General features: G+C 50.7%; 16 protein-coding genes. 14 read left to right on the top strand and 2 right to left on the bottom strand.

The window, feature by feature from the left end:
• Positions 1–136: 136 nt before the first annotated feature.
• The 10 genes from Pla110_RS08005 to ruvB all read left to right on the top strand — a co-directional run bounded on the left by Pla110_RS08005 (position 137) and on the right by ruvB (position 15,340).
• On the top strand, positions 137–532 hold the full coding sequence (locus Pla110_RS08005) for a glycine zipper domain-containing protein (protein ID WP_231742952.1): 396 nt from the start codon (positions 137–139) through the stop codon (positions 530–532).
• Between the two features lie 491 nt (positions 533–1,023).
• Positions 1,024–2,346 carry a beta-ketoacyl-[acyl-carrier-protein] synthase family protein gene (locus Pla110_RS08000; RefSeq protein WP_144994941.1) on the top strand — a complete coding sequence of 441 codons (1,323 nt, stop codon included), beginning with the start codon at positions 1,024–1,026 and terminating at the stop codon, positions 2,344–2,346.
• 1,016 nt (positions 2,347–3,362) lie between these two features.
• Complete coding sequence (gene nusA / locus Pla110_RS07995) at positions 3,363–4,898, top strand: transcription termination factor NusA (RefSeq protein WP_144994939.1); 1,536 nt, start codon at positions 3,363–3,365, stop codon at positions 4,896–4,898.
• 386 nt (positions 4,899–5,284) lie between these two features.
• Positions 5,285–8,098 carry a translation initiation factor IF-2 gene (gene infB / locus Pla110_RS07990; RefSeq protein WP_144994937.1) on the top strand — a complete coding sequence of 938 codons (2,814 nt, stop codon included), beginning with the start codon at positions 5,285–5,287 and terminating at the stop codon, positions 8,096–8,098.
• A 114-nt stretch (positions 8,099–8,212) separates the two neighbouring features.
• Entirely contained in the window at positions 8,213–8,608 is a 396-nt protein-coding gene (gene rbfA / locus Pla110_RS07985) for a 30S ribosome-binding factor RbfA (RefSeq protein WP_144994935.1), read from the top strand.
• 142 nt (positions 8,609–8,750) lie between these two features.
• Entirely contained in the window at positions 8,751–9,698 is a 948-nt protein-coding gene (locus Pla110_RS07980; RefSeq protein ID WP_144994933.1) for a hypothetical protein, read from the top strand.
• Between the two features lie 285 nt (positions 9,699–9,983).
• Positions 9,984–12,308 (top strand): tetratricopeptide repeat protein, encoded by a 2,325-nt coding sequence (locus tag Pla110_RS07975; RefSeq protein ID WP_144994931.1) that lies wholly within the window; start codon positions 9,984–9,986, stop codon positions 12,306–12,308.
• A 227-nt stretch (positions 12,309–12,535) separates the two neighbouring features.
• On the top strand, positions 12,536–13,291 hold the full coding sequence (locus Pla110_RS07970; RefSeq protein ID WP_144994929.1) for a YebC/PmpR family DNA-binding transcriptional regulator: 756 nt from the start codon (positions 12,536–12,538) through the stop codon (positions 13,289–13,291).
• 251 nt (positions 13,292–13,542) lie between these two features.
• Positions 13,543–14,085, top strand: a complete 543-nt coding sequence (locus Pla110_RS07965) for a hypothetical protein (protein WP_144994927.1) — start codon at positions 13,543–13,545, stop codon at positions 14,083–14,085.
• Between the two features lie 169 nt (positions 14,086–14,254).
• Entirely contained in the window at positions 14,255–15,340 is a 1,086-nt protein-coding gene (gene ruvB, locus Pla110_RS07960) for a Holliday junction branch migration DNA helicase RuvB (RefSeq protein ID WP_144994925.1), read from the top strand.
• A gap of 149 nt (positions 15,341–15,489) precedes the next feature.
• Here the strand turns inward: ruvB and tpx are convergent, their stop codons facing one another.
• Entirely contained in the window at positions 15,490–16,005 is a 516-nt protein-coding gene (tpx, locus tag Pla110_RS07955) for a thiol peroxidase (RefSeq protein ID WP_144994923.1), read from the bottom strand.
• A gap of 282 nt (positions 16,006–16,287) precedes the next feature.
• Here tpx and mnmG point away from each other — a divergent pair, with 282 nt between their 5' ends.
• From mnmG to Pla110_RS07935, 4 genes are all read left to right on the top strand, one after another.
• Positions 16,288–18,105: a tRNA uridine-5-carboxymethylaminomethyl(34) synthesis enzyme MnmG gene (gene mnmG, locus Pla110_RS07950; protein WP_144994921.1), complete on the top strand. Its 1,818-nt coding sequence runs from the start codon at positions 16,288–16,290 to the stop codon at positions 18,103–18,105.
• Positions 18,106–18,828: 723 nt separating this feature from the next.
• The gene (locus Pla110_RS07945) at positions 18,829–19,410 is read left to right on the top strand and encodes a response regulator (RefSeq protein WP_197440580.1); all 582 of its coding nucleotides are present in this window, start codon (positions 18,829–18,831) and stop codon (positions 19,408–19,410) included.
• Between the two features lie 250 nt (positions 19,411–19,660).
• Positions 19,661–20,869 (top strand): ATP-binding protein, encoded by a 1,209-nt coding sequence (locus Pla110_RS07940; protein WP_144994919.1) that lies wholly within the window; start codon positions 19,661–19,663, stop codon positions 20,867–20,869.
• 291 nt (positions 20,870–21,160) lie between these two features.
• On the top strand, positions 21,161–22,180 hold the full coding sequence (locus Pla110_RS07935) for a dihydrodipicolinate synthase family protein (RefSeq protein ID WP_144994917.1): 1,020 nt from the start codon (positions 21,161–21,163) through the stop codon (positions 22,178–22,180).
• A 99-nt stretch (positions 22,181–22,279) separates the two neighbouring features.
• Here the strand turns inward: Pla110_RS07935 and alaS are convergent, their stop codons facing one another.
• Entirely contained in the window at positions 22,280–24,904 is a 2,625-nt protein-coding gene (gene alaS / locus Pla110_RS07930) for an alanine--tRNA ligase (protein ID WP_144994915.1), read from the bottom strand.
• Positions 24,905–25,229 lie beyond the last annotated feature (325 nt).

Below are 25,229 nucleotides of genomic sequence, written 5' to 3'. Positions count from 1 at the left end.
CCTCAATCCCGCCCGAAATCGAACCTGTTCCGATGCGCCAAGGATGGTTCTTATGCAATCCGTTCCCTATATACCCATGACTCCGCGATTACCCGCTGGTCTATTTGTTGCTATTCTGATTTCAGGATGCGCTCATATGAGCCCGACGGACCAAGGAGCGCTCACGGGGGCCGGCCTGGGAGCCGCTACCGGGGCGATCATTGGAGACGCGAGCGGAAATTCAGCAGAGGGTGCGCTGCTGGGTGCTGCTATTGGAACCGTGGCAGGCGTTGCCGTCGGACATAAAGAAGAGGTCCAGATGGAACGGGATGCCGCCATCATGGCGGCCCGGGAAAGCGAATTACGACGACGGGAGATTACCATGTCCGACGTAGTCAATATGTCACGGCAGGGTCTCAAAGACGATACGATTCTGCTGGCAGCTCAGACTCGTGGTTGCCAGATCGACATGAACCCCAACAATATGATCTACCTGAAAGAGCAGGGGGTTAGTGAACCCCTGATTAAGCAGTTGATTGAATACGGCAATTAACCAACAATTACGTCTTCCGATTTAGCTTCTCTCTCGTGAAATTGATCGGAAAATTCTTAGGGGAACGGACGGTAGCTCTCGCGTGTGGGTTTCATTCCCCACAGCGAGAATATATCTTTTGGGTGAATCTGGGCTGTTGGGCGGCCCTCGCGAGGACCTGTCATGACTTAAGGCAGGATGAGCTCCTGGCAAGGAATGAGTAAGGGCTGACCCGAACAAGACGCCTCTCTCTCCCGGAATTGAACTTTTTTCACTATACTTACTTTTTAACTGGTGACGCGTTGTCCGATCTGGTCGAAATTGAAACCAGACTCATACATCCCAAACTGTCCCTCACCAGATAAACGATCAAAAACTCCTAATCGCTTCAGCTGAACACATCCTTCGCCAATGCGACTACGTCTTCAGCAAGCCCCATATCCGGCCTGGAACCGATTTCGGTAAGCCAGCCTGGAGGGATTCGAACTAGGTAGGTTAATTGGAACACCGAAATGCGTAGCAACGGAACGTCGGATTCTCGAATTGTCATCACCGGTATTGGAGTCGTCACTCCGCTGGGAATTGGGATGGAACCATTCTCCACCGCCGTGATGAATCAGCAGAGTGGTGTCAAGCCGCTGGAACTGCTTTCTACATCAGCTGCACCCGGCAACATTGGCGGCGAGGTCTCCGATTTCACGGAAAAAGATGCGCGTAAAACTTATCTGAAACCGCTGAAAAAAAGCGTCAAAGTCATGTGTCGCGAAATCCAGCTGGGTGTCGCAGCCGCTTTGCAGGCCGTCGAAAATTCGGGACTCGATCTCGACCAGATCGACCACACACGCTTTGGTGTAGAGTTCGGTGCTAACCTGATGTTCAGCCCCCCTTGGGTATTGTCAGACGCCTGCGTGAAATGCTGCAAAGAAACAGAGGATGGTCTCGAATTCCAGTTTGACGAGTGGGGAGAAAAGGGCCTCGCCGCGATGGAGCCGCTCTGGTTGCTTTGCTACCTCCCTAATATGCCAGCCTGCCACATCGGTATTTCCATGGATGCCCGTGGACCCAGTAACTCGATGACGGTAGATGAAGCCTCTGGCAATCTGGTTCTCGGTGAAGCAATGAGCATCATCGAGCGGGGTTGGGCCGACATCATGATTGCCGGAACGACGGGAACGCGTCTAAATCCAGTTAAATCCATTCATGGAACATTTTGGGACGATCTCGCCCAGAACCCTGATACCCCATCCAGCTGGGCTCGTCCGTTCGACAAAGACCGTAATGGTCAGGTGCTCGCCGAGGGTGGAACTTCGTTCATTCTAGAAACAGAAAAACACGCTCAGGCTCGTGGGGCCAAAATCTGGGCAACCCTACTTGGTTCCGGTGCCAGCTGCGTGGCCGACGACAAAGGCCAGGGCCATTACCGGGAAGCTCTCGTCAGGGCCATGACTGGCGCCCTGCATTCGACCGGCCTGAAACCCTCAGACATCGGGCATATTAATGCCAATGGACTGGGCGAAGTCGAAGCCGACCGGGAAGAAGCTCAGGCAATTCACGATGTATTCGGCGATATTGCCTCTCAGGTTCCCGTAACTTCATTCAAGAGTTACTGGGGTAACCCGGGTGCCTCGTGTGGTTCGCTGGAACTGGCTGGCTCCCTTGTGGGACTTCAGGAAGGTGTCATTCTGCCCACCTTGAACTTCACTGCCCAATCTCCCGAGGATCCGAGCCTGAACATTGTCCACGGTGCACCACTTGCCACGGACAATAAAGTCGTGATGAATATCAACGTCACAAGACAGGGTCAGGCCAGCGTGATTATCGCCCAGGGAGCTTAATGGCCAGAACGTGGTTGGGCAAACCCGGAACAACTGAACACAGGTACAATAAACCCAGGTACTATCGAACACACTCGACACTCTTGCTAGCACTTAAAACCCTTCGCGCATGAAGTGTATTCTAACCTCTGGATCGGCCGACACGCCTGTTCAGTGCGACTTTATTAAATCTCCATCGATGAGGTTTCTGTCGGTCGAATACGCAACCTGTTTTAACCGGCGCGAAATCAAAGAAACATTTTGGTCAGCAGGACTTAAATTCTGTTTAGTCGCTCCCATTTTCTTGACAGTCTGATCTCAACTCGATACCCTCAGCCCCATAGGGGTCCATCAGGATCATTCTATACAGGTAAGTTCTATCTGCCCTACGGGTCAACACCCGCTGTTCAGGTCCAACATTCCCGTTAGAATGAGCGGACCATTTTGAATGATTAACCACTCGTCGTCCAGGTTGGAATTTCTGCCATGTTAGGTATCCTGTGAGGCATTTACGATGTTAGCGTGAATGCTTTTAACTACACCTGATGACATTCACTCAGAGCGTATTGCGCTTTGAGGAATAGGCTCCACGGGGCGCCTATTCGTGAAAGTGGGAATTATTCCCGCTTTTTTTATTGTACCTGCCTAAGCGACAAAAACGCTCCACCGGCAAGTTGATAATTCAAGCAAACCTCTCTCTCTGAGAAACCTACTTATTAGCTCTAAATTCGATACTGAAGCTTGAAGCCATTTCTGGCCAGCCTTGGGGGATGCTTACCAAAGTACTTTCGCAGCGGCATCGAATGCACAGCAAATCACTTATATACATTTACTTGATGACTCTTAAATTGGCACAGATAGCACGTTTCCGCAGGTCCTTCAGTTAAGCGAACACGGAACCTGAGGATAAACGGGGAACATTTTAAAACCGATTGGTCGGACAGGACTTAGCTCCTGTCGTGAGCGGAATAAGGTCAACCAGACTGAAGGCAGTCGGGTGAAAATTCTCCTGTTTTGCTCACTTAAAGGGGAAATGGATGAACGGCAGGGAAATCCTGAGAATTGTAGATGCAATTCATCGCGACAAAGGTATCGATCCGAACATTGTCTTCGAGGGAATCGAACAGGCAATCCTCTCCGCTGCGCGCAAGCACTATGGAGAAGCATCGGAACTGGTCGTTACGATTGATCGCGTCACCGGCGATCCCGGGATGACAATTGACAATGAAGCACTCGAGCCCGATGTTATGGGTGACCTGCTGGGGCGAATTGCCGCACAAACAGCCAAACAGGTGATGATTCAGAAAATCCGCGAAGCTGAGCGGGATGCCCTGTACGACGAGTACATGGAAATGAAATGGCAGCTCGTCACTGGAACGATCTCACGAGTCGACGGTGGACGTTCCGTCAATGTAAACTTGGGGAAAGTCGAGGGGATTCTTCCCCGTAGTGAACAAATCCCCGGAGAAGAACATCGAAACGGAGAACGCGTTCGTGCGATCATTCTTGAAGTTCGCAAAGTGGGAAGCCGAGTTCGTATCGTGCTTTCACGCTCTCACCGCGAAATGATTCGTCGATTGTTCGAAGTCGAAATTCCAGAAATCACTGAAAACGTAATTGAAGTCCGATCGCTCGCCCGCGAAGCCGGATACCGATCTAAAGTAGCCGTCAGCTGCTTCGACTCTAAAGTTGATGCAGTCGGAGCTTGTGTCGGTATGCGAGGGGCGCGTATCCGCAGCATCGTAGAAGAACTTCATGGCGAACGTATTGATATCGTTCGTTGGAATGACTCTCTACAGGTCTTGGTTCCCAACGCCTTACAGCCTGCTGACGTTCAGGACGTGATCCTTTGTCCGATGCTGGGGAAAGTAATCGTGCTGGTTCACGATGATCAACTTTCTCTCGCTATTGGTAAAAAAGGACAGAATGTTCGTTTGGCCTCTAAACTGGTGGGGTGGGACATTCAAGTCATGACGCAGGACATGCTCGACCAGCAATTGGACGAGTCCGTCACCAGCTTTATTCAATCAACACACATAAATGAAGAACTGGCGGAGAATCTCGTCGCTCAAGGTTTCTTCAGCTTTGACGATCTTTCCATAATCGAACCCGATCAACTCTCCGAAATGGGCGGATTGACTGAAGCTCAATGTGACGAGATCATTCAGTTTGCCGACGACGAGAGCGAACGCCTGGCACGAATGGATAGCGGGTCGACAGCGTACCGTAAACCAATACCACAACCGGCAGAGACGGTCGTGGAAACTGAAGCTACTCCAGAAACTAAAGACGAAACAGCCGACGCCAGTGAACCCATTCTGCCCACAGCAGAAAGCGACACACCAACGGCACCGGAAGTAGAAGCTATGCATGAAATAGAGTCGGGAGAGCCTGTCCAAGAAGAGACAGTTGCTCCCGCAATTGAATCCTCGAACGATCTCGTTCCTGACGCCAACCCCGCTATTGCGAGTGTCGAATCGGAGCAGGAAGCGGAAGAAGCACCGAAGGTCGCCGATGACGGTACAGTCACTGGTATCGAGGAAACATCCGATATTCAAAGTGAGGAAACTTAGCCACAAGAAAAACCTGAGGATCGATTTACAAAGATCGATTTCACCTCAACGGTTTCTCGACCGAGCTAAACAGGAGATCGTCCCTACGACGAAACCCTGATCGGTTCGTCGAAGTTTACCTCCGACCTGTTTCAACAGGTAAACCCAAATAAGATGACAGGAAGGCAAGAAGTTGCCTTCACCAGAAAGCCCCTGTTCGACAGGCGTCTTTCCACTCCGATTCGGTACTCTTAGTGAGGTCCAGATCGGAGAGATTCTAATACCACTCAAAATTGGTTTGGAATCAGACAGTATAAAATTAGAGGCAGCTTTAACCGGTCTCGCCGGATCTATTTGCCTTGCACCGTAATTGTAATACCCGATTGATTTATTCAGGGGATTGAACTTTGAAAGTTCGAATCTTCGCTTTGGCTAAAGAGCTGGGGCTGGACAGTAAAGAACTGATTGATTTGGCAAGTGAAGCGGGAGTCGTCGTCAAGAACTCCGCACTCGCCAGCATATCGCCCGAAGAGCGAGACGTTATAGTCGCGCACGTCAACAAAGACACCAAGGCTCCTGGCCAGGATACCTCGGAGCCACCCGCTCCGGTTCGAGAAAAAGCGCCTGATCCGGCTGCCAAAATCCGCCAGATTCGCGCCATGTCCGCTCGTCCGCAACTTCGTTCGCAAAATAGCGAAGAAGAAGTTGCCGAACAAGGAGACGACGGAAACACTACAACCGCCGTTGAGACTCGCGAAGCCCAAACCACGGACGAATCCTTTACCGATCAGGACACTTCTTCTGATAGCGGTCAGGACGACTCTGCTCAGCAAGTGGCCGAATCTGCCGAGACCAATGTAGCAGAAACTACGACGGGAACGGAAACAGCCAAATCTGCCGAAACAACAGAATCTGCGGATACGAAAACCGGAGATAGCTCCGAAGCACAGTCCGAAAGCACTGATCCTGAAATCGACTCCATCAGCCGTGATGATTACGTGGCAACCGGAAACCAGGGAACCCTTCGGGAAATGCGTCCACGGGGTAACATGGGGGGGGGCCGCAAAGGTGGAGCGGCTAAGAACAAGCCTAAAACGGCTCTTCCGAATATCGCAGCTCAGCCCAAGTTTGAAATTCCGAAAAAGAAAGTCGAAGCAAAATCAGAAGGCGTGGCGCAAAAACCAGACGTCAAGCTGACTCCCGACTTGATCGCCGGACAAAGCCCACTCGCTTCGCACCTGCAAAAATCAATCGAGCAACGAGGTCGCAAAGGCTTCAAGCCTGAAGAGGCGGGACTAGCGGAGAAAGCCCGTAAGTCTGCCAAAGAAGAACAGAGCCTGAAACGCGACCGGCGTCGCGGATCACGTCGACCTTCGACCGAGACTGAAGGCGACCGTCGTTACCGACCGTACCATCGTCGTTCACGCAAACGGTCTCAGAAAGAAATTATTCGTAAAACGGAAGCGGTTATTGAACCGCCTATTACAGTACGAACCCTCTCAGAGGCGATCGGACATCCGTCAAAAGACATCATGAGAATCCTCTGGAACGAGGGCAACATGGTGACCATTAACGACGGATTGAGCGAAGAGGCTGCTCTCGAGATTTCTCTGGAACTGGGCGTCGAGCTCGAAATCAAACGCCAGGAAACAGCCAAAGATCGTCTGACGCTGTCTGTCGAGTCTGACGAAGATCCGGCCAACCTGGAACATCGTCCGCCGATCGTCACCATCCTCGGTCACGTCGACCATGGTAAGACATCGCTGCTCGACAAAATCCGTTCTGCTAACGTAACGTCCGGCGAAGCGGGTGGAATCACCCAGCACATCGCCTCTTACCAAGTAGACCACAATGGTCAAAAAGTGACCTTCGTCGATACTCCCGGTCACGCCGCCTTTGGTGAAATGCGTGCTCGTGGTGCAAACATTACCGACATTATCGTACTGGTCGTGGCTGCGGATGACGGTGTCATGCCGCAGACTAAAGAATGTATCAGTCACGCGAAATCGAGTGGTGCACCTATCATCGTGGCGATGAATAAGTGCGATCTACCCGACGCTGACGAACAGAAAGTTCTTCAGGACCTCGCCGCGAATGAAATTCTGCCGGCAGAGTGGGGCGGTGAAATCGAAGTCATTCGAACTTCCGCCACAACGGGTGAAGGGATTGAGAATCTTCTCGAAACCATCCTGGTTACTGCCGAACTACATGAATACAAAGCGGATCCGAAACGCGATGCCGTGGGTGTCTGCCTCGAAGCCTTCCTCGATGAAGGTCGTGGGGTGATGTCCTGGTTGATCGTACAACGAGGAACGATGCGTGTAGGCGATGTTATTCTCTGTGGAGAAACTTACGGTCGTGTTCGTGCTATGTACAATGACCGGAACGAAGAAATCCAGGAAGCTCCGCCTTCGACTCCGATCAAGGTGGCTGGTCTGGAGGAAGTCCCAAGTGCAGGTGAATTCTTCTTTGTCATGCCGGAGATCGAAGAAGCACGTCAGATCGCTAACGATCGACGACATGCAGACCGAGCAGAAGTTCTGTCCAGTCGTCGAAAATCGCTCAGTCTGGACGACCTGCTTTCTGCAGCACGCACGGGCTCAGTCTCCGACTTGCCTATCATTGTAAAAGCCGATGCTCCCGGTTCCATCGAAGCGATTCGATCCGAGCTCGAAAAACTCGATCACCCCGAAGTACGAGTTCAAATCATTCACGAAGCCGTGGGTGGTGTGAACGAAAGCGATGTTTATCTCGCTAGTGCATCGGGAGCGATCATCGTGGCATTCCATGTTATCGCGGAAGATCGTGCGGAAGTACTCGCAGAGCAGGAAGGAGTGGATATCCGCCGCTTCCGAATCATCTACGAGTTGACTGACACCATCAAACGTTCTCTGGAAGGGCTACTCGAACCAGAGGCACGAGAGGTTGCTACTGGACGAGCCTTGGTGCTGCGTGCATTCAGCTTCAGTAAAGTTGGAAAAATCGCCGGTTGCCGAATTCTGAATGGCACCATCGATCGTAACAACCGAGTCCATGTCATTCGCGACCAGACTGTCATCAACAACTATTCGATCTCGTCCCTGCGGCGAGAAAAAGATGACGTCAAAGAAGTACGTGAAGGAATGGAGTGTGGTATTCGTCTCGACGGCTTTAATGACGTCAAAGAAGGAGACCTGCTCGAATCTTACCGAATCGAGACAGTAAAACGAACGCTCGATTGATCCTCGACTCGTGAACCGGTCCCGCATTAAGGCTGGCCGGTTTGCCTGATCAGTCTGTCTACCTTTAATTCTTCTTTAACGGCCTCCTATTTCCCTGGAAACTTCGACTAAACAATGTCCTCTCGTCGACTTGAAAAACTGGCACAAGCGATCAAAGAACAGGTCAGCACCACGATCCTGCTGCACATGCGAGATCCCCGTGTTAAAAACGTGACAGTTACTGGTGTCGAAGTTTCTCCGGACGTGCGATCCGCAAAAGTACTCGTCTCTGTCCTGGGAACCGAAAAAGAACAGTCACTCTGCATGCATGGTTTGGAATCCGCCCGCGGTTTCCTGCAAGCGAAAGTGGGGGATCGTATTCAGACCCGCTACACGCCCATCCTCAGCTTCAAACTCGATGAGGGAATCAAAAGAAGCTTCGAAGCTGCCCGTATCCTCAAAGAGATAGAAACGACAGAGTCCGGTAACGAGACACCCGATGAGACTGGTGATGAGGAGCCGGAACACTAGAATAAAGAGTTCTATTCATCGACATTTCCCACCCCATCTTCCCGCTGGTGGCAGCAATGGATTAAGTTAGTCCCGCCTTGTCGGGGCTCCTGTCCAGGGGCCTGAAACCCGAGATCATTTTCTCCAGATAACGATAACAGATATGGCTGCTGAACCTACTCTGAAGGCGTCCGACAAACAGGGGATCAGTAAGAAGTTGATCCCCCTGCTGAAAAAGCAACACGGATCCGCAACTCCCAAACTGGAACTCCCTGTTCTGGAAACGATCCTGTTTGCGATATGTCTGGAAAATCATTCCGTCGACGACGCACAGGAATTGTTCGATCGACTGAAACACTCATTCTGCGATCTGAACGAAATGCGGGTCAGCTCTATTACTGAACTCGTCGAAGTCATCGGAGATGATCCCGAAGCCGAACACCGTGCTTTGCGTATTCGATCTTTGCTGCAATACGTCTTTGAGTCCTCTTTCAGCTACGACCTCGAGCAATTTATTCGTAAAACACAGGATCAAGCCCAGAAGTTCCTGAATAAGATTCCGCACCTTTCTCACTTCGTGCATCAATTCACGCTACTTCAAGTACTTGGTGCACACGTCATTCCTGCGGACGCCGATATCAATCAATTGGCCGTCTGGTTCGGATTTACCTCTGTAAAATCTGGCGAAGAAAAAGCCTCGGACTCTTTAAAATCATCCGTTCGCAAAAGTGAAGCCGCACTTTTCTTTTATCTTCTTCGTGCCGCTTCCAGTGACGAAAAGCTGATGAAAAAGGTCATCAAAGAGATCGAATACTCCGAAGGGGAAAATTTCGATCTGATGGACGCACCCACCCGCTACACCAACCTGTTGGCTGGAAAAGCGAGCAAGAAAAAACCCGTTGCCAAAACCACCAAAGTAGCAGCCAAGACGACTAAAAAAGCGACCAAAAAAACGACTGGTAAAACCGCGAAAAAGACAGTCAAAAAAGCGATCCCCCCAAAGCCAGCCACAAATAAACCAACCAAAAAAACAGCGGCCAAGACTGTAAAGAAGAAAGTCGTTAAAGCGAAGAAGAAAACGACCCCCACTAAAAAATCGAAGAAGAAATAACAGTAGCTCCCTTAATTCGAGGCATTGCCCGACTATCGCGAGTGCTTTCGTGAAGATGTGGCAGGGATGTCCGCGAAACACCCTCTCCGGGCGAAATCGGCCTATCCGAACGCTTTCCGTTCCGCCCCAAAACTGCTTCATCGAATTGGATAGAGTCCCTTTTCGCCTTGGCCCATCCTCACTTGGCTGCGTACAATCGATGTACGCCGTCGTTTCGCCCGCTAAATATTCCCGGCGGAACGGCCTAATGGATGTCCTCCTAAATTTAAGCACAGGTTCTTATCAATGAACTGGTCGCCACAGGCACATACTCTTTCTAAATCCACTCCCCGCTCCAGAGAGTCCCTCTCGCTTAATAAGCTTTTCGGCATCTGGGGATTTGTAGTGATGCTATCCGGGCTTCTGTTTGTCAGCATCCCTTCGAAAGCAGCAGAATCGGATCCAGTCCAAACCGAATCCAGCGAAAGCGAGACCTCCGACTCTGAAAAAACGCCACTGGAAATCTATGTCGAGCGACAACAGAAGCTGCCGATCATCATAGAGAATCTGCAGTTCCCTGATCTGAAAGAGTCACCTACAGAAAAAGATATCAATAAACGAGAAGCCCTGGCTCATTTTCTCACTGCTCGTCTGTTATTCAACCGAAACGCACATCAACAGGCCCTCTCTGAATTGCAGAAGGCTGCGGACCTCGACCCAACCAGCAGTGAGGTCTATGAACTCCTGATCCCTCTGGCCATCGGTATGAACCAATCGGAATTGGTCGAGAAGTATGTCTCCAAAGCAGAGGATGCCGATCCAGAAAATTACGAGTTGCTCGTCCGAGTAGGCCGTTACATGCAACGGCAAAACCGAATGGATGAAGCGATCCGCCTGATTCGTCGCGCCACAGAGTCTTCTCGAATCGATCACAAGTCGGGTGAGTATGTATTGTTTCGATTCGAACTGGGACTGCTGCTCACATTGACAAAGGATCTGGAGAAAGCGGCTGAAGCGTATGAAGTTGTTTTTGATGCGATGATCCATCCGGAAGAGTACGAGTTAAATTCTCAGATCAAAGCGAGGCTTATGGCTGATCGCGCTCAGTCGTTGGAACGGATTGGTCGAGCTTTTCTCGATGGAGACAGGTTAGACCTGGCCGAACAGGCGTTCGAGGCTGCCTCCGAGTTTGGAACCGGTAAGCCGGCGATACTCGGTTTCAATCTCGCTTCCGTGTATGTCAAAAAAGGGGATTACGAAAAAGGTCTCAACAACCTGCAGGCTTACTTCGATGCCCGATTGCAGACTAAAGGACGTGATGCTTACGAGCTTCTGGAACAGTTGCTTGAAAAACTGGATCGATCTGACGATTTAATTCCCAGTTTGGAAAAACTGGCCGACAACGATCCACGAAATTCCAAACTGAAATACTTCCTCGCAGAGCAATACATCGAGAACGACAAACTCGACGAAGCTGAAAAACTGATCAAGTCCACGTTGGAAAGCCGAGGCGATCCAGAAGGTTTGATTAGTTTAGCGGAAATCTATTTTCAACGACGCCAGGCGGAACCACTTCTCGACACGATGGCGACCGCTTTCAAAAGCCAACAAAATATCAACGCCTTACAAGACCTGATGAACAGAATCGAAGAAGATCCTGAACTCACAAAGGCACTAATGGAAGTAGGGGAATCCCGTCTTGAGGAGAACCTTGGTTTCGAAGGCGCTCTGCTGATGGGTAAACTGGCTGAGAAAGCGAAACGAAGCGACCTCGTTTCGAAGTTTTACACCTACGCTCTTGCCGAGAGAGGTGATCAGGCCTTTCGTCTTTACCAGTCTTGGGGCGAGTACCTGATGCAGCAGGAAGAATATGAACAGGCAGTTGAAGTTTGGGCCGCCGCCGGTTCTGAGAGTAGATTGAACAGCTATCGACCGATTTTTCTGTCCCGAGAAGCTGATGCACAAGTTGAGTTAGAAAACTTCGAAAAAGCGATCGCAGCAGTTAAAAAAGCTCGTAGTATCAGAGACACAAATGAATTCCATTTTCAAGAAGCCTGGATTCAATACCGAGCCAGCAACGATGAAGAAGCAATCAAGCTCTTTGAAGATGTTCGCACGAAAAAGGATATCAACCCTCGATTGCAACGGTCGATTCATCTGATTCTTTCCAATCTGTATGTGCAGAAAGGGGACATCACGAATGGTGAAAAAGTCCTCGAAGACTTCATTAAGTTCGACCCCGAGAACCCCACAGTGAACAACGACTTGGGTTACCTCTATGCAGACCAGGGTAAAAATTTAGAGCAGGCCGAAAAGATGATTCGGAAGGCCGTCGATTCCGATCCGGACAACGCCGCATTTCTGGACAGTCTGGGTTGGGTACTCTACAAACTTGGCAAACCTGAAGAAGCCATTACACACCTCGAAAAAGCCATCAAGATCCTCGAAGAGGGCGACCCAACTATCTACAATCATCTGGGCGATTGCCACTACGCTCTCGGCAACAAAGAAGAAGCCCGTAAAGTCTGGGAAACGGCTTTAGAGAAAGAAAAAGCAGCAGAAGCCCCAAATGAGAAGCTGGTTAAAGAACTCGAGGAAAAACTCTCCAGTGAAAAAGAGGCGACTTCCTGATACGTACACTGGACAGAAGCAGAGTAATTGTGGATAAGAAAGTCTTACCATATCCCGACAGCGACTGATTTTCGCTAAGGGTAATCGATGCCAGTATCGCTGAAATCGTCCGTTCGCAACACGTTCCAGTTTTTCGAATAAGGACACTTCTGAGTCGCGGTCATTGGCAACCAATTCAAGTAATCATCAGATCGATTTAACCAGACAAGAGATGAGAGAGTAACGAGATGGCAGGACATTCGCATTGGGCAAACATCTCCGCGAAGAAGGGCGTAATCGATAAAAAACGAGGCAAACTGTTTGGCAAACTGAGCCGAGCTATCATTGTTGCGGCCCAGTCTGGAGGGGGCGACCCGACAACAAATCTCCGTCTGCGATACGCCATCGACAAAGCCAAAAAAGCGAGCATGCCCAAAGACAATATTGACCGGGCAGTAAAAAAAGGTTGTGGAGAAGCGGGTGGTGAGAATTACGAAGAACTGCTTTACGAAGGATACGGAGCCGCAGGAGTCGCCGTTCTGTGCGACATTCTGACTGAAAATCGCAATCGCACTGCAGGTGAAATACGCAAAATCTTCGAAGTCCATAACGGCAATCTGGGAGCGACGGGCTGCGTTGCCTGGATGTTTGATCGCAAAGGACAATTCCTCGTTCCGGTAGAAGGAAATGACGAAGAGGCTCTATTCGAAATCGCTGTCGAAGCAGGAGCCGAAGATGTCCGCGAAGCAGGGGACTCTTTTGAAATTCTGTGTGATCCCGATCTATTCGACGCTGTGAATGCTGCCCTGGAAGAACGAGGCATTGAAACGACGTCTTCCGACATTACTCGCGTGCCAGCGAATACCGTTGAGCTCGATGCCACGGACGGAATGAAAGTGCTGAAACTCATTGATGCCCTGGAAGACCAGGACGACATCCAAAATGTGATCGCGAACTTCAATATCTCTGATGACATCATGGAAGAGCTGGCCGAGTCGATGTAGCCTAACGATTCGGTTAGTTGGAAAATCCACGTCCGCGAGTTATTCTCTCTAATACTCACATCTTCCTGACGAATCAAATCGAGAGGGAAATCCTTTCCGCTTTCCACTAATCACTTGGTCGTGAAGTGTGTGCCGCCTTCTCTTTCAGGGAAAGCATTCCGTCAGACTCAAATGCCGAGTTCAACCTAACAGACTCCGCTGCTGAAATCCCTGTAGCACAATGTTCTTCTATCCTGTCGAAAAGTTGTAAAATGCCGATCGAATTCCGCTGTGATCACTGTGACAAGCTACTTCGAACCGCTGACGACAAAGCGGGGCTCTCGGCGCAGTGCCCTGGATGCGGTGCGCATCTGATAGTCCCTCACACTGAGGAGTCTGTCGTCGACGAACTGGAGCTAGACCTTGACGGAACCAGTTCCACACGACGCCGCCCCAAGTGCCCTATGTGTGGAACCAACGTTCATCCTGAGGATGATCGCTGTCGAAATTGCGGCGAACTATTGGATCCAGACGAAGACTGGAAGGATTACTCGGATCCACGCAATCAGCAAGCTCATCGCGGCGTCACTTTACTCGTATGTTCAATCGTCAGTTGGTTCTTCTTTTGCTTTTTGTTTTCTATCCCGGTCTGGATTATTGCCGAACAGGATTTGAAAAGCATGCGGGCAGGGATCATGAATCCCGAGGGAGAAGGCTTAACACGCGCGGCAAAAATCATTGCCATGTGCCACGTACTGTTTACGGTTTTCGTCTTCTTCGCTTTCTGCTGTCTGGGAGCCTTTGCCGCGAATTAAGAGCAGTTCCGGTTAATCCTAGTGACTGTAATCTGCTATAATACGCTCGTAATCCTCTTTAAACGGCTTTAGTCGTCCCCCACAGGCAGTTGAACCCCGCTAGACAGGAACGACCCGCTCCCGTTAAATTGAGGGTTGAATCTACCCTCATCAAGGACGATTATATTACATGGCGAGAGAACGAATAATCCATCAGTCGGCTGCAGAGCCGGCGTCTCCCGAAGCAGATCTGGACCGCGAGGGAGTGAGAGGCTCGGCGGCGATGCCTGAACAAGATTTCCTCAGCGACAGTAGTCGCTTCGATGACGATCTCCGCCCGCAGTACCTGAAGGATGTCGTCGGTCAGAGAAAAGTAGTAGAGCGCATTCAGATCATGCTCGATGCGACCCGCCGTCGTGAGGAACCGTTCGGCCACTTGTTGCTGGATGGTCCACCCGGATTGGGGAAGACTACGTTGGCGACCGTCATCCCGCGTGAACTCGGAACAGAGATACAAATCACCTCAGGCCCCTCGCTGTCCGCCCCCAAAGATTTGCTCCCCTTTTTAACGAATGCCAGTTACGGCTCCGTCCTGTTCATCGATGAAATTCACCGGATGCCGCCCGCTGTTGAAGAGTTTATCTATCCGGCAATGGAAGATTATCGGGTCGACATTACTCTGGGAGATGGACTCAATGCGCGAACGCTCAACATGAGTCTTCAGAAGTTTTGTGTCATCGGTGCTACCACCCGAAGCGGCATGTTAACCGCACCGCTTCGTGACCGGTTCGTCAATCGAGAACATCTCGACTTTTACGAACCCGCTGATTTAACAGAAATCATCGTTCGCAACGCACGCAAACTCAATACTTCGATTTCTGAAGACGCCGCCGATCTGATTGCCATTCGCAGCCGGGGGACCCCGCGAAAAGCGAACAACCTGCTACATTGGATTCGCGATTATGCAGTCGTGAAATCGACCTCAGGTAAAATCACCCTGTCACTGGCAAACGATGCCATCGCGATGCAGGAGATCGATCACCTCGGTCTCGAAGAACAGGATCGACGATACCTAAACACACTTTATGAAGTCTTTGCGGGAGGCCCTGCAGGTTTAAACGCAATTGCCCACACTATGGACGTTCCTCCCGATACACTCGAAGACGAAGTGGAACCCTTCCTGCTTCGTAGCGGATTAATCAAACGAACTCCCCGGGGTCGTATGCTCACCCGCAAAACCTACGAACACCTGAGTCTGGAACCACCGGCGGCGTAATCAGGGTTTGTCGATCACGTAGAGATCGTTTCGTCTCGGAAATAATCATCGGCTAGTAGGCCAATAAAAAACGGAAGAGAGCCCAAAGACTGGACCCGCTTCCGCTTTCACTGGTTCATGTATTGCCGCTAAATTATTTAACAGCTGAATTATTTGGCAGCCGCAAGGACAGCATCGTAATTCGGATGCTCAGCGATTTCAGCACAGTATTCGACGTAGCTCAGTTTTCCGTCGGCATCGACAACGAAGATTGCACGTGCCAGGCAGCGATTCAAAGGCCCACCGCTGATCAGAACGCCATAGTCTTCACCAAACTGAGTCGACTGGTGGCCGCTGAGTGTGACGATGTCTTCGGCGTTCTCAGCACCGCACCAGCGTTTCTGACCGAAGGGAAGGTCCATGCTGACAACCAGAACCTCGGCATTTTCAAGATTAGCAGCTTCATCATTGAATTTTTTGGTCTCCGCATGGCATACAGAGGTGTCTAATGAGGGAACCGTTGCAATAATACGGGTTTTCCCGGCAGAGGAAGCCAGAGTCACTTCTTCCAAGCCATTGTTCTGCAACTTGAACTCGGGAGCGGTGTCGCCTGCCTGCAGTGCTTTGCCTGCAAGATCAACGGGGTTTCCTTTAAGAGTGACAGCAGCAGTCCGGACGTCTGACATGGGGTTTCCTTTCAAGGGGACCGTAAATTTCGTTCTAACTGATCGTTCGGTAAGTTACGCTAATCCAAGCCCTTATGAATCGCTCAGCAGACTTGGATCGGGCGCTTCGACTGAGTATGGCAGATATAAACCGAGTTTCAAGCGAGAGCGTTTGAAAACCGGAAATTTGCCCTGAGATGCCTGATCCAATACGACATACATGTCCAGAACTAATAGCCGTTTCTGAAGACTCTCTTCCTGAACACGATCCCACTTAAACAACTTTTTCTGTTCCATTTCAAAATGACAAATAGTACCTACGAATATGATGCCCTGGTGATTGGTGCCGGGCACGCCGGAATTGAAGCCGCGCTTGCTTCCGCACGCCTGGGCGCGAAAACCGCTCTACTAACGATGAGCTGCGATACAGTCGGTGCCATGAGTTGCAACCCGGCAATCGGAGGTGTCGCCAAGGGACAGATCGTACGCGAGATCGATGCGCTCGGTGGAGAAATGGGGCTCGTCATCGACGAGAACAGTATTCAGTTCCGCATGTTAAATCTGAGCAAAGGCCCCGCGATGCATTCTCCGCGCGCGCAAGCCGATAAAAAGGCCTATCAGTTCAGCATGAAAAACCGCGTGGAATTGCAGGACAATCTGACTCTCCGACAGGAAGTCGTCGAAACGCTCCTTGTAGAAAACAATGTCATTCAAGGCATCCGTGTCCGTGGTGACGCGATCTACCACGCACCAGCAGTGATCCTGACGACGGGTACTTTCCTGCAGGCGATCATGCACACGGGCGAAGCGAAAAGCCAGGGGGGACGCGCGGGGGAAGGAACGACCGGTACGTTATCTGATTCTCTCCGACAACTCGGATTTGAACTCGAACGATTCAAAACAGGAACTCCCGCACGGATAAATGGTCGAACGATCGATTATTCGGTTGTCCAGGCACAACCTGGAGATGAAAACCCGGTTCCGTTCTCATTCATGAACGACCGCATCACTCAGCCGCAAATGGAATGCTTCCTGACCGAAACGAACGAAGCCGTTCACGAAGCCATTCGCGAAAACCTACACCGCGCTCCGATGTATAGCGGCCAGATCAACTCTACTGGTCCCCGTTACTGCCCCTCCATCGAAGACAAAGTCGTACGGTTCGCAGATAAGACCTCGCACCAGATTTTTCTGGAACCGGAAGGTCGCAATACTCAAGAAGTTTACTGCAACGGTATCTCGACGAGTTTGCCGCGCGATGTTCAGGACCAGATGATTCATTCGATTCGCGGACTCGAAAAAGCGGAGATTATGCGTTACGGATATGCTGTTGAATATGACTTCGCTCCACCAACTCAGTTGACCCCCACACTCGAAACAAAAGCCGTTCAAGGTTTGTATTTCGCGGGCCAGCTCAATGGGACCACGGGATACGAAGAAGCAGCAGGGCAGGGGCTCATCGCGGGAATCAATGCCGCCCTTAAACTGCGGGGAGATGAACCCTTTGTTCTTGATCGTAACCAGGCGTATCTCGGTGTTTTAATTGACGACCTCGTAACCAAAGGGGTCGACGAACCCTACCGCATGTTTACTTCTCGTGCCGAGTACCGTCTGCTTTTACGTCATGATAATGCAGATCGACGCTTGACGCCTCTTGCTGCCGAGATTGGCCTGGCCTCTGCTGACCGCATAGCTCGACTTAAGAAGTATGAAGTCGAGATCGATCATGCTCTCGAAATCCTACGCACCGAGCGATACCACGGGAACTCACTGGAAGACCGCTTGCGGCGTCAGGATGCCGACTGGTCCTCTCTCTGTCAGATCTCTCCCCGTCTTGCTGAATTGGAGATTTCCGAACGAGCACGCGATCAGGTCTGTATTGAGACCAAGTATTCGGGTTACATCCGCCGCCAGTTGGCCGACGTTGAAAAGCAGGCCAAGATCACACAGCTTCGAATTCCGGAGGCGCTCAACTACAAGGGAATTACCCAATTACGAATCGAGGCCCGTGAGAAGCTCGATCGGGTACGTCCAATCAATTTGGGGCAGGCCTCTCGCATCAGTGGAATTACGCCCGCCGACTTGGCCGTGGTGACGATGTATCTAAAGCAGCCTCGCTGAACCCCGCATCCATCCTCGTTCACCAGCTGTCGATTGCTGAAATTTCGACGGATGCTCCTAATCTCCGCAAATGAGAGGAAACTCTTCCTAAGTATTTTCAATCGAAACACTTACGCGTAAAGAACTTTTTTTCCTCATTTTTTTCGCATCAACAGCTAATTAGCATGCTCATCTTAATTCATTGCAGAGCCAAGATTTAGTAATAGCAGGAGTTTGCGTCTAGAAAACTGGTGTAGAGTGGGGAAGATAAGGGGAAGAGAAGTCCTGTTGACCGATTCCATAGATTAGATACAATCGGTCGTGTTGAGAAAAGAGGTAATCTTGAATCAACACCCTCCGGGCGAAGCGAAAGTCCTTTGTATCGTATACTGCTGTTACTTAAATCAGTGGGGAACATGCTTCCACCCCGGCGGAATCTGCATTGATTGGTTAGACATAGCCCTGAAATTGAACCAAGAACTGGTAGGGTATCCTCTTCATTGACGGCCCGGATGGCCCGTGAAAGCCCTGTTAAAACCAGCAATTGATTTGGAAGGAGCCAAGTCCTCACCATCGTCACCTTGGGGAGCGCCATCGCTCAACTTGACGGTTTGTGAGCTAAATCTCCTTGCCGGGTTTCCGGGTTTTCCAGGAGGGAACCTCCTCGACGTCGTGTCGTTGACGAGGACATTAAACGGGCCAGCCGTCTACGTCGATGGCCATAGCATAGGATGGATACTCAGCATGAAAACAGTTTTTACAACCGGCGAGGCCGCAAAGATTTGCAAGGTCAGCCAACAAACAATCATTCGCTGTTTTGATTCAGGCCAGTTGAAGGGTTTTCGCGTACCAGGTAGCCGTTTTCGCCGCATTCCGCGCGACATTCTCTTTAAGTTCATGAAAGACAATGGCATCCCAACCGATGCTTTGGAAAGCGGACGCCGCAAAGCCTTAATTGTCGATGATGACGAGGAATTGGTAGAATTGATCCGCGACGCTCTGGAACTCGATTCCCGTTTCGAGGTCCGTGTGGCGAACAATGGATTTGATGCTGGAATGATGGTGAAAGAATATCATCCCGATATCATCGTCCTGGACGTGATGCTGCCGGACATTAATGGTAAAGAAGTTTGCCACCGTGTTCGATCTGACTCCACGCTCGACGATGTCAAAATCATTTGCATTAGCGGGATGGTCGAGGCGGACAAGATTCAGGAATTGATCAAGTCGGGTGCCAATGAATTTATGCAGAAGCCCTTCGAAATTGAAAAACTGATTGAACATGTTTGCCACCTGCTCGATATGGAGCCAGTGGAAGCAGCCTGATCACAGGAACGCCTTGCCAAACAGACTTTTTCAACAGGCAATTTATCAACTGTTGCAGAGAGTCCACTCCGGTAATACGATACATATTCGTCCCATTCGAAGTCTTCGAATGGGACGTTTTTGTTATATTACACAAGAGTATTAAGTCAGGAATAGAAGCAGTCATGGATGCCCCCCCATCAACAAGCGCTCTGCTTTTCATTAACATAGCGGACTTCATCTGCTGATTATCGAAAGTTTCCTGCCGACCATGTCCTTGTCCGCCGATACCCTATCGACTGCGTCGTCTAATACAACAGAGACCAGTCTCGTCAATCGGTTGAGCCAGCGATACTGGCAACTCATGCCGACCCTCGATTTCCCAAATGCGCTGCAACGCGTCGTGGAAATTTGGTGGGAAGAGACGACATCCCACGCCGTTCTCCTGATCACCCCCAGTCCGGGGGAGCAGTCTCTGTGGTTTCATTTTTATGATCAACAGAGATCGATCGTGGAATTGGGCACGAAGTTTCCGTGTGACAGTGACTGGGCGGAAAACTTCCTCGCTTTAGTGGAACAACAATGGGGCGAATTTTTTCCTGCCTCCGACCTTCACCAACTCCAGTTCATTCCACTACACATTTCCGGCCCCGTCCGGGGAATGCTCGCCTGCGCAATCCCCGTCTCTTCTCTATCGGATGATTTCGAAAAAGCAGCCGAAGTCACCTGCCGATTTTTAGAACAGGTCCGTCTGGCACATCGTCCGGCATCGCTCGTTCAACTCCAGGAACTCAAACTGCAGTCCCTGGCAGAATTCGCAGCCGGGGCAGGGCACGAAATCAACAACCCCCTGGCGACCATAAGCGGTCGCGCTCAACTGCTCTTAAAGAATGAGGCCGATCCGGAACGTCGAGAGATGCTTACCAACATCGGAGCTCAAGCTCTGCGAATCCGCGATATGATTGGTGACTTAATGCTTTTCGGTCGCCCACCGGTTCCGCAATTTGAATCTGTTCCACTGCGGGAAGTTTTCGATGATGTCATCCGGAAATTAAAAGCACGTTTTGGAAATGAGATCTCATTCGAGATCGCTTCGTCTGAAGACTACTTTTTGCTTGCCGACCGAACGCAACTGGAGCAAGTCGTCTGTTCTCTTCTGGAAAACGGATTGATCCACAGTCCGGATGATACAGAGAAAATATTGCGAATCGAATACCGTCCTGGTTATGAGGGTCGAGTCCAGATTGAGATTACCAGTCCGGGCAGCAGCCTGTCCGACTTGAACCAACTACATATGTTTGATCCGTTTTACTCGGGGCAACAGGCCGGACGGGGACTTGGCTTCGGCCTCTCCAAAGCCTGGCAAATTGCCCGCCTGCACGACGCCACCATCGCGGTCAGCTCCCATCCCTCTCAGGGAACAAAAGTAACCGTCCATTGGCCCAAAGCCTCTGAAAAGACGACGCACCAGCCAATTTAGCGAACGCAGGGACTCTTTTCAGATGAATCAGCAGCTCGCTACTGAACCCTTATAACCCATACAAACAGCAATAGACAAAAAGTTAGGGCAGTTTGTGCAGGAGAGGTAAAGTTTTCCTGCGGTTCTCTCGCGGTCGACACCTTTTGCTGGGTAAAGTATTTATGAGAGGCCAGATACTGAGAGTTCTGACCTCCGTTCCGTGCAGAATTGGTCAAAGAAGCTCATTTTCTTGCATCATTCTGACCGGTCGGACCATTCACGCATCCCCACATTCTACATGAGTTTTCAACAATGGCTGAACGTCTCCAGGGAATTTTCACTCCGAATCTGGTTCCGCTCGACAGCAAGGGTGATATCAACGAAGAAGTACTGCGAAAGTACGTCGACTGGTTGATCGAAAAAGGGGTCCATGGCCTGTACCCCAACGGCTCGACAGGGGAATTCACTCGTTTTACTTTCGAAGAACGAAAACGAATCGTCAGCATCATTGCCGATCAGACACGGGGCAGGGTTCCCATTCTGGCGGGAGCTGCCGAGGCAAATGTTAAAGAAACACTCAAAGCGTGTGAATATTACGCGGAACTTGGTGTGCGGGCCGTCGCCATTGTCGCCCCGTTTTATTACAAGCTTGGACCGGAAGCCGTTTTCGCTTACTTCCGAGAGATAGGCCGGAATACTCCCGTCGATGTGACCTTGTACAACATTCCGATGTTCGCCAGCCCGATCGATGTCCCCACTGTTCAACGATTGGCTGACGAATGCGAACGAATCACAGCCATCAAAGATAGTTCGGGCGAACTTCCACACATGATTCGAATGATCCAGGCAGTGCGTCCCAATCGGCCGGACTTCGCCTTTCTGACAGGTTGGGATGCGGCATTGATGCCGATGATCCTGGTCGGTTGTGACGGAGGAACCAACGCGAGTTCCGGAGTTGTTCCCGAAATCACTCGTAAGCTGTACGACTTGACGCTCGCCGGCAAACTGGATGATGCCCGCAAAATTCAATACGACCTTGTCACTTTATTCGACACCATGCTTTACTCAGCCGAATTCCCCGATGGCTTCCGAGAAGCGGTAAAACTGCGTGGATTCGACATGGGACATGGGCGCCAGCCACGATCAGAACACCAAGAGCAAGACCTCAGCATTTTGCGACGGACATTGCAGTGCTCTCTGGCCGATCACGGTTTTACGCAGGAGCCCATTGGCGGATGCCCGGTCGGAGAAGGCTCTGCTGATGAGACCGCCGACGTTCGAAACATTGTCATGACCGTCGTGTCAGAGTTACAGAAAAAAGGAATGCTGTAAGACATCCAAACACAGGCACAAAATAACAACCCGGAAGAAATCATCAGGATCTCTTCCGGGTTCTTTTATGCTTCATTTTCATTTAACAGCAGGAAGGAATTATCCCAGCTGCTCTTTATAGAACGCGGCACCTGCTTCCAGGGCTTCCGGGATTTTATCAATAAAACGGCCTCCCGCTTCGGCCAAATCGGGGCGGCCTCCGCCACCACCACCAGCCACTTTAGAAGCGACTTTGATGCAGTCGTTCGCTTTGACACCCTGTTTGATCAGCTCTTTGCTGACCGTCGCCAGCAAAGCCACTTTGCCATCGATTTCCGCTCCCAATAGAACGGCAACGGGAGTACGAGAAGCACGAAGTTGATCGGCAAACTCTCGAAGCATATCACGATCGGCGTTTTCGGGTTGATAGGTAATGACCTTCACGCCGTTCACTTCTTCTGCCTGACTCAACAGCTCGTCCAGAACTCCGGATACAGACTGTTTCGATTGAGCCGCCAATTGCTGTTTAACCGATTTTAGTTCATCTTGCAAAGTCTGAATACGTTGTGGAAGATCCTGGACCTGTGGCGTTTTGAGTAACTGACTCAGCTCCCGCAGCAGTTCGTCCGACTGCCGCATCTGTTCGACCGCTTTCTCGCCTGTGTAGGCCGTGATTCGACGAACCCCTTTCCCGACAGGCTCTTCGCTGATCACCTTACAGAGCCCCACCTGACCAGTGCTGGTCAGGTGCGTTCCACCGCAGAGCTCGGTACTGAACTCACCCATTTTCACGACTCGAACTTCATCCGGATATTTCTCTCCGAAGAGAGCCATGGCTCCAAGTTTACGTGCCTCTTCAATGGGCAGCAATTGAGTGTGGACCGACGCCCCTTCGGCGATGCGCTGGTTCACAATATCTTCAACTCGATCAATCTCCTCGCGTGTCATGGACGAACGATGGGCGAAGTCAAATCGTAGCTCATCTTGTTGCACTTTCGATCCACGCTGGGTCGCGTGCTTGCCGAGCACTTGATGCAATGCATGATGCAGAATGTGAGTCGCCGAGTGAGCCCGTTGAATGCCGGCGCGACGTTCGCCTTTGACTACCGCGGTGACTTTCTGGCCAAGCTTAATTGTACCCGCTTTCAGTTTGCCAATGTGAACCAGTAAGTCGCCATGCCGCTGAGTATCAACGACTTCAAACTGAGTATCGTCGCTGGAAAAAGTCCCAACATCGCCAACCTGACCACCCGCTTCTCCATAGAACGGTGACTGATCAAGAATCACACCGACACGGTCGGCATGGTTAGGCGAATCAACTTTTTCAATTTGTTTTTCATCGCGAATTAGACCGACGACTTTAGCTTCACAGGTCGACGAGTCATAACCTTTGAATATAGTCGCACCCGCTTCATTCCGAATTGAATCGAGCGGACCTGCGGACATGACGGAATTAGCAAACAGGCCAGAACCGCTAATGTTTTTCTGTTCTTTGACCCGGTTTTCGAACGCAAGGCGATCGACTTCCACCCCATTCTTTTTGGCCATTGCGACTGTCAATTCCACCAGAAATCCATATGTCTGGTGCAGATCGAAAGCGTCATCTCCTGAAATCGTCTTACTACTTTGTACGTCTGATTTCTGCACGATCTGGTTAAACCGATTCACGCCTCGTTCAACCGTATCCAGGAACTGACTTTCTTCTTCGTGGATAATGTCCGATACGGACTGAACTGTTTCCGTCAGTTCGGGGTAAGGCTGCTTCATGATCTCGACCACCTTGGGCACAAGCGTCGAAAGAAACGGCGTTTCGCGGCCCAACAGGTAACCTTCCAAAACAGCCCGGCGAAGCAGTTGCCGGATGACATAGCTTTCCTTGTCACTTCCCGGTACCGCGCCTTCATGGATGCACATCGTAATCGCACGAACATGATCGGCAATACGACGGATCGCGCGACCTTCCGGGTTATGGAAATCGTATTTGACCTTCACGGTATCCGCAGCAGCTTCACACAACTGTCGCAACGTATCGATCTCAAAATTGGATTCGACTCCCTGCAGGACAGCGGCACATCGCTCCAGCCCCATTCCGGTATCGATGTTTTTCTTCGGCAGTGGTCGCAAGTTGTCGGGTGGGTCGCCTACTCGATTGAACTGCGTGAAAACGAGGTTCCAGATCTCGACTTCTTTTTGTCCCTTATCGGGATGATAGAAGATTTCGCTACAGGGACCACAGACTCCATCAGGTCCTTCCGTAGGAGCTCCAGCAGGCCAGAAGTTTTCGTACTCGTTGTCGCGTCGAATACGACTGGAATCGAGTTTGATTTCTTTGTTCCAGATATCGAAAGCTTCATCGTCTTCCTGGAAAACAGTGACGGTGAGCTTATCCGCATTGAGCCCCAACCATTTCTTGTCTGTCAGAAACTCCCAAGCCCAGTGAATTGCTTCTCGTTTGAAGTAATCTCCAAACGAAAAGTTACCCAACATTTCAAAGAACGTGTGGTGATAGGCAGTTACCCCCACGTTTTCAATATCGCCCGTTCGCAGGCATTTCTGACAGGTCGTGGCCCGAGTGAAATCGAGCTTACCGATTCCCAGAAACTGATTTTTAAACTGATTCATTCCGGCCGGAGTGAACAGTACCGTTTTGTCATCCTTGGGGATCAACACGTCCGACGGACGGCGGATACACCCTTTGGATTCAAAAAATTCCAGGTATTTTTCACGAAGTTCGTTGGTAAGCATGGGTCAGTTCTAGAACTCAAGGAATAACTAGGGTTAATCAAAAAAGGATAGAAACCAGGCGTCTGAGCGACATTGGGGGCGATTCGGAATTCGCCTGTTGGTATCGACTTCGTCATTCGCAAGCGACAGGCCTGGATTCCAATGCGAAATCATAACAATTACAGGGCAGGCAAGCTATTTCGGCCCACAGACAGACGCTGAGAATCCACAGATCTATCGCCTTAGACAAAAAAATCCCGGAAGGGGTTCGCTTCCGGGATCAGCGTGAATTGTAATAGCGAGAGTAGAGAACTCAGGAAAGCCGAAGGACCTTCCCCTTTATGGG

The organism is Polystyrenella longa (genome assembly GCF_007750395.1).
GTDB lineage: Bacteria > Planctomycetota > Planctomycetia > Planctomycetales > Planctomycetaceae > Polystyrenella > Polystyrenella longa.
The sequence above is the reverse complement of the archived record's forward strand: the minus strand, read 5'-3'. Positions and strand labels throughout refer to the sequence as shown.